Raw genomic sequence first — 16,497 nt, 5'->3', positions numbered from 1 at the left:
CCCACCTCGGCGGGCCCCCTGGTGAGCCCCGTCGGGGCGCGGACAGGACCGGCAGAGGCCCACACGAAGCCCCGTACCCGGAACCGGAACCCCACTCCCGCGTACTGGCCCGCTGTTCCGGGCTCCGCCGCCGAACGCCTCCCGCCCATGGGTAGAAGCACCGATGATCACCGGAGGCCGTACCGCGCCCACCACCGGGGCCTCGGTCATGCGGAGCGATGGACTCCCGTTGCATAACGGGATCGGTCCGACACCCTCCGTTCATGTTCCCCGACTGGGAATGTTGGATTCCGAGAGCATCCTCCTCCACGTGAGACGTATCGCAGGGATCGTCCTCGCGCTGTTGCTGCTCAGCGGTGTGGTGGTCGCCGCCATCGCGGGCCGGCAGGACGAGGACCAGGGCACGGCAACGAAGACCGTGCGTGCGGTGATCGGTTCGGAGAAGGCCGACTTCTTCGCCGATCCAGACGTGGTGAAGGCCCTCGCCGACAGGGGCTACACCGTGACGACGGAGACCTCCGGGTCCTGGGCCATGGAGGGGCTGGACCTCAGGGGGTTCGACCTCGCGTTCCCCTCCAGCCAGGCGCCCGCCGAGGCCCTCGCCGCCAGGCTCCGGGTACGGCGCCCGCTTCCGAGGCCGTTCCACTCCCCGCTGGTGGTGGTCGCCCATCGTGGTGCCGCTCAGGTGCTCGCGTCGAACGGGCTGGCCACCCTGGACCGGCACCGGGGCGTGCTGCGCATGGGCGCCTACCTCGACGCGGCCCGGCGCGGACGGACCTGGCAGCAGCTCAAGGGGAGTGAGAAGTACGGCGAGTTGACCGGCACGCTCTTCGTCACCAGCACCGACCCGAAGACCTCCAGTTCCGGCGCCCTCTACCTCGCCGCCGCCTCCTATGTGGCCCAGGGCGGGAAGGTGGTGGCGAGCGGCGCCGACGTGGACCGCACCGCCCCGCTGATGCGCCGTCTGGTCAGCGTCCAGGGCGCCCAACAGTCCAGTTCCGACGCCCCGTTCCGGGACTTCGTCAGCAACGCGGGGAACCCGCTGGTCCTGGTGTACGAGTCCCAGGTCGCCTCCCTACTGCTCGGCGAGCGGGACCCCGGCGACCTCACCGTCCTCTACCCGGACAACACCGCCACCAGTGACCGCACCGTCGTACCGCTCACCCGGAACGGCCGGGACCTCGGCGAACTCCTCGCCACCGACCCGGCGTTGCGCGAGCTGGCCGTACGGCACGGGTTCCGGCCCCAGGGCGACGCCACGGAGTTCACGACGGCCACCGCCCCGTACACCTCGTACCTCAACCAGAAGCTGACCGGTGTCCGGCAGACGCCCGTGCCCACCTCGACGGTGCTGCACGAGATGGCGCGCCGGGCCCACGGATGACCAGGGGAAACAGCGATGACCGAGTACCACGTCAGCCCGCACGCCAGCGGGCTCACCCTGAGCGGGGACGACCTGTTCACGCTGACGCCGCCCGAGGCCGTGGAGCCGGTGCCGAAGGGGAAGGCGGGCGGCCTCGTGCCCGTGGACGAGGGGGTGCGCACGGACACGGCACGGAAGGCCGCCGAGTACGTCGAGGGCCTCGCCACCCTCGACGCCCGCTCACCCGAGTTCGCCGGCAAGGTCGGTGAGATCGTGGCCCTCGGCGCCGCCGAGATGCGGACCGCCTCCCAGCAGTCCAACCGGATGCTGGAACGCACCGTCCGCGGCCTGCCGCACAAGGGCGGCGACGCCCAGGCCCAGGTCGCCGGATCACTGGTCGCACTGCGGCGCGTGGTGGAGGACCTAGACCCGGGCGACCTGCCCGCGAACCGGGCCCGCAGGTTCCTCTCCAGGCTGCCCGGCGGCAACAGGCTGCGCGACCACCTCGCCAGGTACGCCTCCGCGCAGGCCACCCTGAACACCATCGTGGGCGCGCTGCGCGGCGGCCAGGACGAACTGCGCCGCGACAACGCCGCACTCCAGACCGAGCGGGTGCGCCTCTGGGAGACCATGGGCAAGCTCCAGGAGTACGTCGTACTGACCGAGGCCCTGGACACGGCCGTCGAGGAGCGTGTGGCGGGGGTCGAGGCGAGCGAACCGCAACAGGCCGACAGCCTGCGCGCGGACGTGCTCTTCCCGGTCCGTCAGAAGCGGCAGGACCTGCTCACCCAACTCGCGGTCTGCGCGCAGGGCTACCTCGCCATGGACGTCGTACGGCGCAGCAACGACGAACTGATCAAGGGCGTGGACCGCGCGGCCACCACCACCGTCTCGGCCCTGCGCATCTCCGTGATGCTGGCCTCCGCGCTCGACCACCAGAAGAAGGTCATCGAACAGGTCGACGCGCTGCGGGGGACCACCGACGACCTGATCCGGGGCAATGCCGAGATGCTGTCCGCCCAGAGCGGCGACATCCAGCGCATCGCCGCCGACCCGGCCGTGAGCGCCGAGACCCTGCGCACCGCCTTCCAACAGATCCACCGGACCCTGGACACCATCGACACCTACACCACGCGGGCGACCGAGGTGATGGCGACGACCGTCGAGAACCTCACGGCCGAACTGCGGAACGCGAACAGCTACCTGGAACGCAGCCGTTCGCGGGAAGCCCAGGCCGGAGGCCTCACATGAGACCACACCTGAGACGGATCGCCCTGGCCCTCGCGGCGGCCACCGCCCTGCTGACCGCCTGTACCTCCGGCCAGCGGCACCAAGACGACCCGTCAGCCACCCCCCGCGCGGACCGCACCCTGCGGGTACTCGCCTCCAGCGAACTCGCCGACATGGCACCGGTCCTGGACCAGGTGCGCAAGGACACCGGCATCACGGTCCGGCCCACCTACACGGGCACCCTCGACGCGGTCGACCTGGTGGCGAGGGGCGAGGCGGACCGGACGTACGACGCGCTGTGGCTGTCGTCGAACGACTACCTGCGGCTGCGCCCGGACGCGGCGAAGAAGGTGGTCTCCGAGACGCCGGTGATGTCGAGTCCGGTCGCCATCGGCGTCAGGGCGGAGGCGATGGACCGGCTGCGCTGGAAACCCGGGAACGTCACCTGGTCCCAGGTCGAACGGGCCGTGCGGGACGGCGAACTGACCTACGGCATGACCGATCCGGCGCGCTCCCACTCCGGGTTCGCCACGCTGATCTCGGTGGCCGCCGCGCTCTCGGGCGCCCAGTCCGCGCTCACCGACGCGGACGTGGCGAAGGCGACTCCGAGGCTGCGGAGGTTCTTCCAGGGGCAGCAGCTGACCTCGGGGTCCTCGGGGTGGCTGGCCCAGGCGTACACACGGCGTGGCAACGTCGACGCCCTGCTCAACTACGAATCGGTGCTCCGGGGTGTAGGCGGCCTCACCGTGGTCCGGCCCCGGGACGGCGTGGTCACCGCCGACTACCCGCTCTCCACCCTCGCGTCGAGCGGCGCCGGCACCCGCGCCGACCTCCGCGGGCTGACCGAGGCACTGCGCTCGGACGCCGTGCAGAAACTGATCACCGACCGCACCCGTCGCCGCCCGGTCGTCCCGTCCGTACCGCCCACCACCGGGCTCGACACCAGCCGACGGCGCGAACTGCCCTTCCCCGGAACCCGCTCGGTGGCCGACGGCCTCCTCGACTCGTACGAGAACAAGCTGCGCCGGCCCTCACGGACGGTGTACGTCCTGGACACCTCCGGCTCGATGCGCGGCGACCGGCTCCGCCAGCTGAAGAAGGCGCTCATCGGCCTCACCGGGGACTTCCGGCAACGCGAGGAGGTCACCCTGATGCCGTTCGGCTCGGTGGTGAAGAGCGTACGGACCCATGTCGTCAGCCCCTCCGACCCACGGAAGGGCCTCACCGCCATCCGCGAGGACACCGACGCGCTCGCCGCGTCCGGCGACACCGCCGTGTACACCTCGCTGGAGAAGGCCTATGAGCATCTGGGCGCGGACAAGGACACCTTCACGTCGATCGTGCTGATGACGGACGGTGAGAACACCACCGGCTCGCCGGCCGGGCACTTCGACACCTTCTACCGGGGACTCACCCGGGCCGAGCGGGAAACACCGGTGTTTCCCGTCCTCTTCGGCGACTCCGACCGGACGGAACTCACCCACATCGCGGACCTGACCGGAGGCCGGCTCTTCGACGCCCGGACCGCCTCGCTCGACGACGCCTTCGAGGAGATCCGTGGCTACCAGTAGCGGGTTCCTGCGGTACCTGGAGTCCCGCAGGAACCTCACCGGCGCCGCCTGCGGGCTGACCGGCCTGGCGCTGACCTTCGGCAAGGTCGCGGGCCCGTACTGGCCCGTCGTCGTGGCGGGACTGTACGGCGCGGGGGCGCTGATCGCCCCACCGGAGCGGTCACCCCGGCCCGAGTTCCCCGACCCGTCCGCCCCACTGGACTCGGTACGCGGCGACTTCGAGACGCTGGAGACCTACCTCAGCGCCGTCACGCTGCCCCCCGAGGCCAGCGGCCGACTCACCGAACTGACCGAACTGCTGGCCGCCCTCCTCCACCCCGACTGGGGTACGGAACTCCTCAGCCACGACCCGGAGGGCGTGCACACGTTGTCCCGGATCGTGCGACAGGACCTGCCGGAAGCGGTCGACACCTACGTCAGGACCCGCTGGTGGACCCGGCTGGCCCCGGGCCAGGACTCCCCGGAGCACCATCTGGAACGCCAATTGGGGCTGTTGACGGACCAGGCCGAACGGTTGGCGGTGGACCTGCGGGAGACCCAGGCCCGCCGCCAGGAGTCCCACACCCGCTATCTGGAGGGCCGGGACCGCCGCAGCGGCACCACCACGTGAGAGGGAGCACCAGCGCACCGGTCCACGGACCCGGGGAGGTCAGGGACCGTGGCCTTCACCACCGGGACCCGCCGGGACGCCGCCCGCCCTGGACGGGGGAGCGGCTACGGAGCCTCGGTCCGCCGAGTGGCACCCCGACCCGGGGAGCGGGGCGCCACTCGGCGGGGGCCGGGTACGACGGTCCGGATCCTCCAATCTGACCCCGTCCAGGACCTCGAATCCGCTCCACCGCCGCAGCTGCCTTCCAGCGCGATCCTTAGTTTCAGCCGAGCCAGCGGCGCACTGAGGCAGTAGTGGATGCCCCGGCCAAGAGCAAGATGCGGATTGGGGCTACGTCCGATGTCGAACCGATCGGCGGTGGGGAAGACCGCTTCATCAAGGAGGGCTGACGTCAGCCAGACGAGGACGATCGCGTCTGGGGGCAACTCCTTGTCTCGCACCGTCGTCTTTCGCATTGTGCGGCGCGGAGCAGCAGGCAACTGCCCTCTGTACGCAGTACCTCCTCAACCGCCGCGGGGAACAGCCCCAAGGTCCCCGCGCAACCTCTTGAGGAGCTCGGGGCGAACGGCGAGGAGGAGTACGGCACTGCCCAGCATCATCGTCGTAGTGATGTGCCCGCCGACGAGAAGGAAACCGCAGACTCCTAGAATCTTTTCGTCCTCAAGTCGCTCTCCGTCACTCTCAACGGTGGCGAGCTTACTGATCAGGTCGGTTCCGGGCTCAGCCTGGCGTGCCCGAATGATTTCCAGGAAATAGGCGTTCATCTCCCCGATCGCCGGCTCCACCGACTCCAGCACCTCATGGGGAGCGACGACGACAGGTTCGTCCGTACGTCCTCGGAAGAACAAGGCGTTGGACCACCGTTTGAAGTGAATGCGTTCGACGAGCGGTTTTCCAGCAGCTCTACCATGACAGTGAGTGGGAGTGGGTATGCGAACTGCTCGATGAGCTCTACCTTCTCAGCGTCCCCCATGGTGTCAAGTAGGTCTTCGGTGATCTGAGAGATGCGCGGACCCGGCTCCTGGATCACACGCGGGGTGAACGCCTTGATGACCAAGTTCCGCAACTTCTTGTGCTGGGGTGGGTCGAACCCAAGAACGCGCTGTTGGCCACTGTGGCGAAGTTTTCGGACTGGGCGATGAGGTCACGCATGTCGGAGGAGAACGTCTCATGGTCGGCCAGCACCGCGGTGGCGTCGTTGTGCCTGAACATATGCCAGTAACCGAGTTCTTCTCGTGGTGCACGGGGGAGATCTTCCGCATACGGGTCCGCCAGGCCACCAGCGCCTCGTACTCGAGTGACTGGTCGGCAAGGTTGGCTCCCTGTACGCCACTGTTGGTCATCACTGCTCTTCTGTCGCACGGGCGAACGGTTGAGGACTTGGTGTGTCCCTGTGGGGTTCAACCGCGGATGATCCCTTCCAGAACGTCGACAGCTCGGTCGATGTCGGTTGCCGAGTTGAGGATGCCGGGGGCAAACCTCACTGCGCTCTCCCGGTAAGGTGTCTGCCCGGCCATGACACGCCGCTCCTCCAGAGCGGCAGCGATTTCTCCCGGTTCTCGGCCTTCGATGTCGAAACAGGTCATACCCGAGCGCATCGCGGGATCGGACGGAGTGCGCACGGTGACGCCATCGATTTGCGACAGCCGTTGGTGGCAGTAGGTGTTCAAGTCTGCGATGCGTGCGGCGACCTTGTCTTTCCCCATGGCGAGTTGGAAGTCGAAGGTTTCGGCCAGTGCCCAGCGGTGCTCGTAGGCGGGAAAGCCTCCAGGAGTGCATAGCCGAGCTCGCGGAGCCTCCGCGTCGGGGGTCCGGCCCAGATACCACGGCCAGAACACCTCCACATCGAAAGAGGTCATGATGGGCTCGACCGCCTTCCATCCCTTCTTGCTCGCCCAGACCAGCCCCGTACCCCGGGGGCCGAAGAGCCACTTGTGGCATCCCGTCATAAAGAAGTCGCAACCGAGCTCCCCGACCGCGAAGTCCTCCACCCCGAAGCCGTGGACGGCATCCACACAAATGAGCACTTGGCGGTCCTCAGAGCGGCCAGCGTTGACCGCCGTCATCGCCTTCCCGATCTCTGCCAGTGGGAGTTTCACTCCGGTGCCTGAGTGGACCCAGGTCAGGGCGAGGACTCGGGTGTTATCTCGGATCTCCCGGACAATGGTGGAGACAATCTCGTCACGTGTTGCGGCCGGTCCGTGGGTGTAGAGGCTCACACAGCGGTGCGTGGCACCGCTGGCAGCCGCCTTGAAGCGCAGGAGTTCGGAGGCCGCATAGTGTTCGTGCCGAGTGCTGAGGATTTCGTCACCGGGCCGCAGCCGCATGCCGGTGTAGACAACGGCCATACCGGCCGTGGTGCTCTCGGTGAGGGCTATCACGTCGGGGTCGGCACCGAGATAGACGCCCGCCCGCTCGAGCACTCGCCGAACGCGCTCGTCTCGCTGGTGGAAATGGAGGGCAGGGTTTCGGTCCAGTCGCTCCCGGTGGTAGGCGATGGCCTCGCGGACGGGACGCGGGTGAGGGGCCAACATCGACAGGGCCAGGTGTATGTAGGAGGAATCCAAGTCGAACTGCTCGCGGGCCCATTCCCAAAGCCGGGCCTCTCCTGGCCGTGCCTCGGTTGCAGATGACAGATCAGAGTTTGTGGGCGTCATCTCGTCCTTCCGTCCCATCACATCGGCCTGATCCGGCCGCATACCTTCAGAAGATGATTGTTCGCAGAATCGGTCCTCCGGGCCCCGGAGGACCTGGCGGACTCAGGTCGGGGTGTGCCCCGTATCGGAGGCTTCCGGCCTCGAAGCGGTGATGTACATGACGGGCGTACGCAGGACGACGTGATCAGCGTGTTCGCTGCGGGCGTTCACTTCGGCCGTGATGGCCCGACTCACGCGTTCCCGTTCGCTCGCAGACACCCGCTCCCAGAGTTTTCGCATGCCATGTGTCCAGGTCCACCGCAGGAACGCATCTGACGAGGCTGTGGTGATGAATGCGGACTCCTCGCCCACCTCGACGTTCGCGAATCCCGCTGCCAGCAAATCGGAACGGACCTGCTGCGGTCCGCCGAAGGCCTCTGCATAGGGATAGATGCCGCTTCCCGAATCGTGGGCCGCACAGAACCGGGCGATCGAGCGCAGACCGAAGACTTCCGGCTCCGGGTGATCAACTGTTGCCGGCGCAGAAAGTCCGAGCCGCCCACCACGACGCAGCAGCCGATGGTAGGTGCGCAGCGCAGCGGGGATATCGGCGAGCATGTGCACACTCATCCCACCGGTGATGGCGTCGAAGGCCCCGGGTGGGAACTGCGGTGACTGTCCCTCCCCCACCACAGCATCAATCTGCCTCATACCCTGCCCACGGGCTTCTTCCTGCACCGCCTCCACCATGGCCGGCGAGAGGTCGATACCCGTGACCCGCCCGCTTTTCCCCACGGCCCTCGCCGCGGGGAAAAGCACGGCCCCTCGGCCGGTCCCCACGTCCAGGACGGTCTGCCCCGCGACGATGCCCACTAGAGCGACGAGCCGTTCACCGACGGGGCCGAAATAGGTGACTCCCGACCGGTCGTATTCCGGGGCTATGTCATCGAAGATGACTTGCACCGCATACCGAGGATCCGTCATCGGGTCGCGCTCCCGCTGCGCAACGGTGCATCGGTGACGGAGACCATCACTCCGAACAGGTCGTGGTGGAGGTTCCTCAAGAGCGTTTCCTTGCCCCCCTCCGATCGATCGATGAGCCCCAGGCGGTCGGCCTTCGCGAGGAGGTCCTCCGACTCCGCCAGGCCGTAGTGCTCAAGGATCGCGGTGACCGAATTCGGGTACCGGCTCTTGTCGATCTTGTGTGTGCGGGTTGGTTCCTGCCGGAAGCCACTGCCGGCCATGCGTTTCAGTACACCGGGGAGAACCTTCATGGTCCGGTCGTATCTCGCCCACTCCGGGACCCGGTAGTTGAAGGGGTCGGGACGTTCCAGGACCTGCTGGCAGACCGTCGCGAAATGACTCTCCGACATCCGGGCGAACTCGTATGGGTTGTCGTTGCTGTGATCTAGGTAATCGACATCCACGAGGCCGCCGTTCGTGTCGTCGATGAAGTACGGGAAGCCATCCCATCGGGGCACCACTGCCGGTATTCCGCAGGCCAGGGCTTCCAGCGGCGACTTCCCATAGGTCTCGAAGATGCTCGTGGCGCCGGAAACGAAAAGGTCAGCCGCGTTGTAGAGAGAGGCCGTCTGCCATTTCTCCAGCCGATGGAATAGGAGCACATCTTCCATCTGCGCCGCCAACCGGTTGTAGTACGGAGGATCAATATGGGTCACGGACATGACAAGAAGCGCACTCGGGTTGTCCTTCCGCAGTAGGTGATAACCAGAAAGGAGGGCACCCAAACCCTTGTCGTTCATGAACCGTCCGGTATACAGCAGGATCTGGCGGTCTTGGGGAAGTCCCAGGAGCTGCCGGCACTCGCTCCTGTCTTGTCTGCCGTACACATCTTTGATTCCGAAGGTGCAGATATTCGCTGCTGGTATCCCGGTGAGGTGCTCATAGGCCCGAACTGCGTTTTCGGAACCGCAGATGACAAGGTCTTGCGGATGAGAGAGCTCCGCGACAAGTAGGAAGTAGAAGAGGAGGTTTAGAGGGTACGGATTGCTGTGGGGGATCATGAGAGCCGGGGCGTTGTAACCGTCCCGCCGCATGAAGTATACGAGCGGCACCGCTTCGACATATTCAGCGATCACAACATCCACGATGGAGAGATCACAGGACGACTTCAACGCCCGGTACATCTCGTAGAAGCGCTCGTATGTATGCTCTGTGGGCGGTAGCGGATGCAACCGGAAGAAGAGTGTATCTGCCTCCTCACAGAAATTTCTGATATCGTCGGATGAGTCCGTGAGAGCCAGGATCTTGGTCACCATACTTCTCCTTCCATCCTTGCTGCGCATCGGTGTAGGTGCCCCGGGGGCTACTGCGGGGCACCCATCCGAACTATTGGGTGGCGGACAGCGTTTCGAAGTACATTTGTGCGCTGCTCATACCCGTCCACTTTCGCGTCGCTTGCGCCTCTCTGGCGGCTTTGACTACGCGGCGTATCCCCTCACGCACATCGACCTCGTGACGGAAGCCGAGGACGTCCACAGTTTGATCTATATTCGCCAGAAGTCGCTCTGCATAGATCGCAATCGGCACTTCCACGAATTTTGGTTCGATTCTCTTTCCCAATTCTTGACCGGCCAGGTCCAGAACTTCATTGAAGGACGTCTCAACCCCCGTTCCCAGGTTGAACTCCTGGGTCTTCAGATCCCGTTCCAAGGCGGCCTGGAAAGCTCGGCCGGCATCCTCGACGTAGATGAAGTCACGAGTCTGGCTTCCGTCCCCCCATACTATCGGTGTGGCATCGTTTAGCAGCGCCCACACGAACAGCGAAATGACGTTCGCGTAACCGCCCTTACTGAACTCATCGTGGCCGTAGACACTAAATGGGCGCATCCCGATGGCCGTAATCCCGTACCTCTCCGAGTACTGCCGAGCCACCTCCTCGTTCCACTTCTTCGACAGTGCCTTGAGGTCCGGGGGGTTCAGTTCCATGCTCTCGACGTAGGGAACAGGGTTCCCCTCGTACACGGCACTGGTGCTCGCGTATACCAGCTTGCGGATGTCCTGCCGGCGCATGGCTTCGAGAAGGTTGATGAACCCGTGCGTCGTTACCGAGGCACCGCCCACCGGGTCCTCTTCGTACATGAGGAAAGAGGACGGCGCGGCCAAGTGAATTACTGCGTCCTTACCTCGCATCACCTGCATCAGCAGATCGAGATTCCGGGTGTCGCCCTGGACCCACTCGACGTGGTCGCGGATGTCTTCGGGGACGTGCTGCCAGCCACCGATCTTGAAGTTGTCCAAGGAAGTGAGGTTGTATCCATCTCCGAGCATGCCCCGGATCATGTTGCGCCCGATGAACCCCGCTCCCCCGGTGACCAGTACATTCTTGGACATCATGGTTCCCCTCAGCTCTCGGTGGTGTGGTGCTCCGACGTACGCAGCCGCCGCCGAAGCGGCGGCTGCGTGGTGTGCGAAGTGCGGCAACGGTCAGGTGAGCGTGCGCTCAGGCATCCACGCAGTGCCGACCGGAGCCCACTGGGTGCGTTCGGACAGCCACGTGGTGCCGACCGGAGCCCACTGGGTGCGTTCGGACAGCCACGTGGTGCCGACCGGAGCCCACTGGGTGCGCTCAGGCATCCACGCCGTATTGACGGGAGCCCATTCCGTGCGCTCGTTGCGCATGTTGCTCTCCAATCCTTTGGAAACGGAGACTGCTGCTACCTCCTCCTCGGAGTTCACCCCACGTTTTGTGATCGCGAGCAGAATCAACTCTCCCGACTGAGTGGCGAACGAAGAGAAAAGGGGAGGTCATCGAGGCGTGGACTTCGAGTGTCCCCATGCCTTCGTAATTGGGCATGAATTCGCCTCGACCTTTGACAGTCTGTGCCCGACAAGAGGAGAAAGTCAATGTTAAGCAGGCGCCTTATTTGAGTCAGTATGCGCGTAACGTGCGTGAAGCAAGATGCCAAAAATACTTGAAGTGACGGGCGCACTTGGGCTGCTTCGGAACACTGCTTGAGTCTCATCCCGTAATGCCCGACGTCAACAACGGTGTGGGGTCGCTGGGTCAAGCGATAGCCCAACTAGGGGCTGAATCTGCACGTTCGGCGCGATGGCTAGCACCGGTACGCTGCCTTTCTGCGGACTCGATCAAAGATCGCCGTAGGTAGATGGGGGCACCGTGATACAAGAAACTTCCTTTGTGAGTAAGAATTCTGAGGTCGGCAGAATCGCCTTCGCCGGCTTGGTGGGAACCACCAGCCAGTACTTCGGATTCTTTAGCTACGCTCTTGCCGCGGTGCTCGTCTTCCCCGATATCTTCTTCCCGGGGTCCGATACCGCTACTGCCTCTCTGACTGCCTTCGCTTCTATAGGCGTTGCCTTTGTAATGCGTCCGTTGGGGGCACTCGTCTTCGGTCATTTCGGCGACCGGTACGGCCGCAGATCGGTGCTTGTGGTCTCCTTGCTGATGATGGCGGCTGCGACCTTCCCAATCGGCCTTCTTCCCGAGTACGCGAGTATCGGCGTCGCGGCCCCTGTCCTCCTTGTCCTCTTGCGTGTGGCGCAGGGGGCGGCGCTCGGAGGTGAGGGAATGGGGGCGGTCGTGCTGGCCGTCGAGCATGCTCCGCCGCGGCGCCGGGGCCTCTACTCGGCGTTCCCTGGAGTCGGCGCATCACTCGGAGCCCTGCTTGCCAATGCGGTTTTCCTTGCCCTCTCCACCGAAATGCCTCCGGAGCAGTTCCAGAGCTGGGGCTGGCGCGTTCCGTTTCTTTTCAGTCTTGCCCTGGCAGCAATCGCCGTCTTCGTGCGGATGTCGATCTCTGAAACCCCTGTGTTCACGTCCGCCATGGCGCGCGAGGAGAGGCTACGAATCCCGATTGTCGAGGTCGTCCGCCGCGAACCGCGGGCGCTGCTCCTCTCAGTAGGTGCGATGGTTGTCGGTAACGTCCTCTACTTCGTGACGCAGATTTTTGCGCTTTCCTACGGCACAACGACTCTCGGTATCTCTGAGGACACGATGCTGGTTGCCACCCTGAGCTCCATTGGCGTGCAGTCCGTCGTCGGTTTCGCATCGGCAGTTTTTTCGGACCGGCTCGGGCGGCGGCGGCTGTGCATCGCCGGCGCAGTGCTTTGCGCTCTGTGGGCCGCTCCTCTGGTCTGGCTGCTCCGAACCCGGACGCCATGGATGATCGTGCTGGGGTTCTGCGTGTCGATGCTCGTCTACGCCATTTACTCCGGGCCGCTGAGCGCATATTTGGCAGGCGTTTTCGAGACCCATTTCCGATTTACCGCTGTCGCCCTGGTCTTCAACACTGGGGTGATGGCAGGAGGCGCCCTGGCGCCCATGGTTTCCGACCGGCTGGTCGCGCTGACGGGGTCTGCGTGGTCGGTGGCCGGATTCGTCGTGGCCACCGCCGTGTTGAGTCTGGGGTCGCTGAGCCGCCTGTCGGAGTTCTACCCGGAACACCTCGGGCCGCAAGAAACAGCCGGAGAGGACGACCCGCCACCCCTGGCAGCGCGGAGAAGCAGCGCACGGAACGACGTCCGCCCGACGCGCTCTACTCGGTCGGCCACTGAGGGGGCCCGACCGGAAAAGGACTGAACTCCCCCTTCTCCTATGAAGGGACAACTCGATGAGCACCGAGTATAGGAACGCTCTTCACTCCCTGGGCGATACGCGCTGCTGTCAGCCTGCGCTTACCCGACCTGATCGCGGAGGCGTTGCCGGGCCCGAGGCCCTGGCCTCACGAACGGGAGCTGATCCGAAGGCTCTGTCCCGTCTCCTGTGCCATTGGCGAACTTGGCTGCTGCGGTGGGAGGAACCCGGGGGCTATTAGTGACATCGTTGGGGGAGGCCCTACGCAGTGACCACCCGGCGGGAGTCGCGGGTTTCCTCGACCAGAGTGATGCTTGGGCACGGGCAGGTGATCGCGTGGTGCCGGGACTGCTGCACTCCGTCCGTACCGGAAGGCCTGCGTGGGAGCACACCTTCGGGGAACCGTTCTGGGACGCGCTCAGCACCGACGTTGAACTCGCGGAGGCACTCGACCGAGCGATGTCGGTGCATGTAACCGGGATCGGTCCGTGGCTCGCCAACACGTGGGACTGGAAGTCCGTCCATCACGTAGCGGACGTTGGCGGGGGCACAGGGAGGCTTCTGTCCGCTGTACTACGCGCCCACCCCCACCTGCGAGGCACAGTTGTGGAGCAGGACCGGACAGCGAAGCGGGCGGGCGCGCTGTTCGCCGAGGAAGGTGTCGCAGAGCGGGCGACCGCCGTCAGCGGTGACTTCTTCGACCCGCTGCCAGGCAACCCAGACGTATGTCTTCTGACGCACGTCCTCCACGACTGGCCCACGATGACGCCATCGCCATCCTGCGTCGCTGCGCCGATGCCCTCCCCGTCCCGGGTCGACTGCTCGTCGTGGACCGGATCCGTGACGACGCTCAGGCGTCCTACGGACAACTCGCGGTGAGTCAGCGGGACATGGCCATGCTTGTCGTCCTGGGTGGTGTGGAGCGTACGAGAGAGGAACTTCGCCGGTTGGTGAAGGAGGCAGACCTTCGCCCAACGGCCACGTTGCCGACCGAGGGGGAGGGGCTGTACCTGATGGAGTTCGTGCCGAAGAACGGCAGTCGTTGAGTTCAGCGTCGGCCCGCCCGGGATTGTCCACCTCGCCCTTCTCTGAGTGGACAATCCTGGACGCGAAGAGGTCAGACCGTCTCCTGCTGCTTCTCCGGTGCCGCAGCGCGGCTCCGCATAGCTGGCAGCAGCGTCACCAGGCCAAGGAACGCCAGGCCCACTGCGGCGGCCGGCACGAGCCCCAGGCCGACCGCGATGACACCGCCTCCGACCGCTCCCCCGAGCGCCGCGCCGACATACACGGAACTACTCTGTACGGCCATCGCCTGCGTCGCCGCCTCCGTCCCCACTCGGGCAAGCATCAGAGACTGGATGCTGGGCGGCACCGCCCACGCGGCTGCCGACCAGACAACGAGCAACACGGCGGTGAGCGCGACGGGGACCGGCCTGACGGTCCAGAGTCCCGCGAAGGCCAGCATCGTGGCGCAGAAGACCAGGCTCGCGAGGGCAAAGACCCGGCCGGGGGCGTATCGGTCGATCAGGCGCCCGGAGGCCTGGGTACCAAGTAGGCCTCCGGCGCCGGAACACACCAACAACACGGCCAACATGGTGGGCGTGACTCCCGAGACCCCGGACAGGAAGGGCGCGATGTAAGTCTGGAAGGCGAGGTTACCGGCAACGGTCAGGACGGTGACCACCAGGATTGCCGTGACGGTGCCGTTGAGCAGCGGGCGGACCATGTCGGCGAGTGCTTTGCGCTCCATGACCGCGCACGCTTCCGCACGCGGGAGCGTGCGCACGAGCAGGAGGAGTGCGGCAACACCGAGAAGGCCGCCGAATACGAAGGTTGCCCTCCAGTTGAGGACCGCGCCGATCCAGGTGCCGGCCGGGACACCGAGCAGCACTGCCCCGGTCAGGCCGGTCATGACGGTGGCCAGGTAGCGGCCCCGACGCTCCGGCGGTGCCTCGGCGCTCGCTGCGGCCAATGCCGTGGGCAGAACCAGGGCAGCGGCCAACGCGGCGAGGACACGCAGCGTCATGAGTGCTGCGTAGGTGTCGACGAGCAGGACCGCGAAGTTCGCGGCGCCGAAAACGGTCAGGGCCACGCACAGTGCGCGCCGTCGTTGAATGCGGAGCGGCAAGAACGCCCACATCGGCGCGGCGAGTGCGTAAGTCAGCGAGTACACCGTCACCAGTTGGCCAGTGGCGGTCTCGGACAGGTGGACGGTGGCCGAGATCGCCGGGAGGACTCCAATGATGATGTAGTCGTCTGTCTGCACGGCGAACGCCGCAAGCGCCAGGGCGAACAGCCACACTGGACGGGCTGTAGTACGGGACTTCATACCGTAAGGGTAACGATCGTTTCTCTAACTGTGGGCAGAGTGCTCCCACAGCACGATGAGGAGGTGGGTCGAAGTGCCCAGACCGGTCAGGCCCGAACGCCGACGCGAGGTGATTGACGCCGTGATCGAGCAGCTCGCCACTACCGGCATCGGCAGCTTCTCCCTGCGAACGCTGGCGGAGGGCATCGGCCAGAGCACTCGTGTGCTGACGCATCACTTCACCGACAAGAGCACCCTTCTCTCGGCCGTCCTCGAACGGCTCGACGAACGGCAGCACGAGGCGCTGCGCTCAACGCCAGGCTGGCACGACCCCGCTGTCAGGGTCAGCTCCCTCGTCCGGTCGGCATGGGAGCGGAACCTCGGCGCCGAGGAGCTGGCCATGACCCGGCTCATCCGGGAGATCGAAGGGCTCGCAGCCGCCGGCCGGCTGACACTGCCCGACGCCGGATTCGTGCGAGGCCGGGCCGAGTTCGTCGCCTCCTGTCTGGTGCACCGAGGCCTGCCCCAGAGCAGTGCGCTGACCAGAGCAACGCTTCTCAATAGCGCCTTTTCGAGTCTGCAGAACGATTACCTCGTCACGGGGGACAAAGCGCGAGTCGAAGCCGCACTCGACGAACTGTGCGTGTGGATCGACGACTGCGTATGGCACGGCACCTGACCGGGACCATGGGCCCCGCGTTCGGCCGGCTCCGAGCATCAGGTCACGGTGCTCCGCCTCCCGTCCCTACCGTCGAGTCCGCTGGTCTCCCCAATGTGGTGGGCAAAGGCACGCACCATGGCTTCGTGCGAGTCCTCGCGAAGGGGCCGCGCCCGGAAGGTCCTTCCAGGCCGCCGTACTACTCCAGTGGTAGGTCTCCGGTTGAACGGACGAGGTCTGACGGCCGGGACAACTGGCTTGGTGCGGATCCACTCAGCAGGTCCGCATTACCTTACGCAACCAGACGGGGCCAGCGTCACCGCTATGAACGGGGCGCCTCGTGGCTACGACGCCGAAATACGAACCACCCGTCGGAACACCTCGATCATGCTTGGTCGCCCCGGCCCTTCGCCGTTGAGGTGTGCGCGAGCGGCGTCGGTGAAGCGGCCGATCGCCTGCAGGGGGAGGCGTGGAGGGGGCCTTCGGGGAGGCCTCCCCGTCGCGGATCCTCTCTAAGACGCCGGACGCAATCGCCTCCCACCGGGCGTTATCAGCTGAGTTGAC

At 65.7% G+C, this 16,497-nt stretch carries 12 protein-coding genes and 2 pseudogenes; 7 read left to right on the top strand and 7 right to left on the bottom strand.

Features of this window, described 5'->3' with window-relative positions; genetic code table 11:
- The first annotated feature begins 310 nt into the window (after positions 1-310).
- The 4 genes from ABZT14_RS15260 to ABZT14_RS15245 are packed head-to-tail and all read left to right on the top strand — an operon-like array spanning position 311 to position 4,774.
- On the top strand, positions 311-1,384 hold the full coding sequence (locus ABZT14_RS15260) for a hypothetical protein (RefSeq protein ID WP_356301822.1): 1,074 nt from the start codon (positions 311-313) through the stop codon (positions 1,382-1,384).
- A gap of 15 nt (positions 1,385-1,399) precedes the next feature.
- Positions 1,400-2,614, top strand: coding sequence for a toxic anion resistance protein (locus ABZT14_RS15255; RefSeq protein WP_356301819.1), 1,215 nt, complete (start codon positions 1,400-1,402; stop codon positions 2,612-2,614).
- The gene (locus ABZT14_RS15250; RefSeq protein ID WP_356301816.1) at positions 2,611-4,164 is read left to right on the top strand and encodes a substrate-binding and VWA domain-containing protein; all 1,554 of its coding nucleotides are present in this window, start codon (positions 2,611-2,613) and stop codon (positions 4,162-4,164) included. Before ABZT14_RS15255 ends, ABZT14_RS15250 begins: the two co-directional genes overlap by 4 nt.
- Positions 4,151-4,774, top strand: a complete 624-nt coding sequence (locus ABZT14_RS15245; RefSeq protein WP_356301814.1) for a hypothetical protein — start codon at positions 4,151-4,153, stop codon at positions 4,772-4,774. Before ABZT14_RS15250 ends, ABZT14_RS15245 begins: the two co-directional genes overlap by 14 nt.
- A gap of 104 nt (positions 4,775-4,878) precedes the next feature.
- Here ABZT14_RS15245 and ABZT14_RS15240 read toward each other — a convergent pair.
- From ABZT14_RS15240 to ABZT14_RS15215, 6 genes and pseudogenes are all read right to left on the bottom strand, one after another.
- Positions 4,879-5,538 (bottom strand): annotated as a pseudogene (locus tag ABZT14_RS15240) (cytochrome P450).
- A 636-nt stretch (positions 5,539-6,174) separates the two neighbouring features.
- On the bottom strand, positions 6,175-7,473 hold the full coding sequence (locus ABZT14_RS15235) for an aminotransferase class V-fold PLP-dependent enzyme (protein WP_356301812.1): 1,299 nt from the start codon (positions 7,471-7,473) through the stop codon (positions 6,175-6,177).
- Between the two features lie 60 nt (positions 7,474-7,533).
- A complete protein-coding gene (locus ABZT14_RS15230; protein WP_356301809.1) occupies positions 7,534-8,373 on the bottom strand; it encodes a methyltransferase domain-containing protein in 840 nt (279 codons plus the stop codon).
- A 17-nt stretch (positions 8,374-8,390) separates the two neighbouring features.
- Positions 8,391-9,686 carry a glycosyltransferase family 4 protein gene (locus tag ABZT14_RS15225; protein ID WP_356301806.1) on the bottom strand — a complete coding sequence of 432 codons (1,296 nt, stop codon included), beginning with the start codon at positions 9,684-9,686 and terminating at the stop codon, positions 8,391-8,393.
- Positions 9,687-9,759: 73 nt separating this feature from the next.
- Positions 9,760-10,764: an NAD-dependent epimerase/dehydratase family protein gene (locus ABZT14_RS15220; protein WP_356301804.1), complete on the bottom strand. Its 1,005-nt coding sequence runs from the start codon at positions 10,762-10,764 to the stop codon at positions 9,760-9,762.
- 93 nt (positions 10,765-10,857) lie between these two features.
- Complete coding sequence (locus tag ABZT14_RS15215; protein ID WP_356301801.1) at positions 10,858-11,109, bottom strand: hypothetical protein; 252 nt, start codon at positions 11,107-11,109, stop codon at positions 10,858-10,860.
- Positions 11,110-11,572: 463 nt separating this feature from the next.
- Here ABZT14_RS15215 and ABZT14_RS15210 point away from each other — a divergent pair, with 463 nt between their 5' ends.
- Together ABZT14_RS15210 and ABZT14_RS15205 are read left to right on the top strand one after the other, a co-directional pair.
- Positions 11,573-12,973 (top strand): MFS transporter, encoded by a 1,401-nt coding sequence (locus tag ABZT14_RS15210; protein WP_356301798.1) that lies wholly within the window; start codon positions 11,573-11,575, stop codon positions 12,971-12,973.
- Between the two features lie 183 nt (positions 12,974-13,156).
- Positions 13,157-14,013 (top strand): annotated as a pseudogene (locus tag ABZT14_RS15205) (methyltransferase).
- Positions 14,014-14,084: 71 nt separating this feature from the next.
- On the opposite strand, the gene ABZT14_RS15200 reads toward ABZT14_RS15205, so the two are convergent.
- On the bottom strand, positions 14,085-15,296 hold the full coding sequence (locus tag ABZT14_RS15200) for an MFS transporter (protein WP_356301795.1): 1,212 nt from the start codon (positions 15,294-15,296) through the stop codon (positions 14,085-14,087).
- Between the two features lie 121 nt (positions 15,297-15,417).
- Here ABZT14_RS15200 and ABZT14_RS15195 point away from each other — a divergent pair, with 121 nt between their 5' ends.
- Complete coding sequence (locus ABZT14_RS15195) at positions 15,418-15,954, top strand: TetR/AcrR family transcriptional regulator (protein ID WP_356301791.1); 537 nt, start codon at positions 15,418-15,420, stop codon at positions 15,952-15,954.
- The last annotated feature ends 543 nt before the right edge of the window (positions 15,955-16,497 follow it).

Origin of the sequence: Streptomyces sp. NPDC005438, from assembly GCF_040606315.1 — a bacterium.
Classification (GTDB): domain Bacteria; phylum Actinomycetota; class Actinomycetes; order Streptomycetales; family Streptomycetaceae; genus Streptomyces.
The sequence above is the reverse complement of the archived record's forward strand: the minus strand, read 5'-3'. Positions and strand labels throughout refer to the sequence as shown.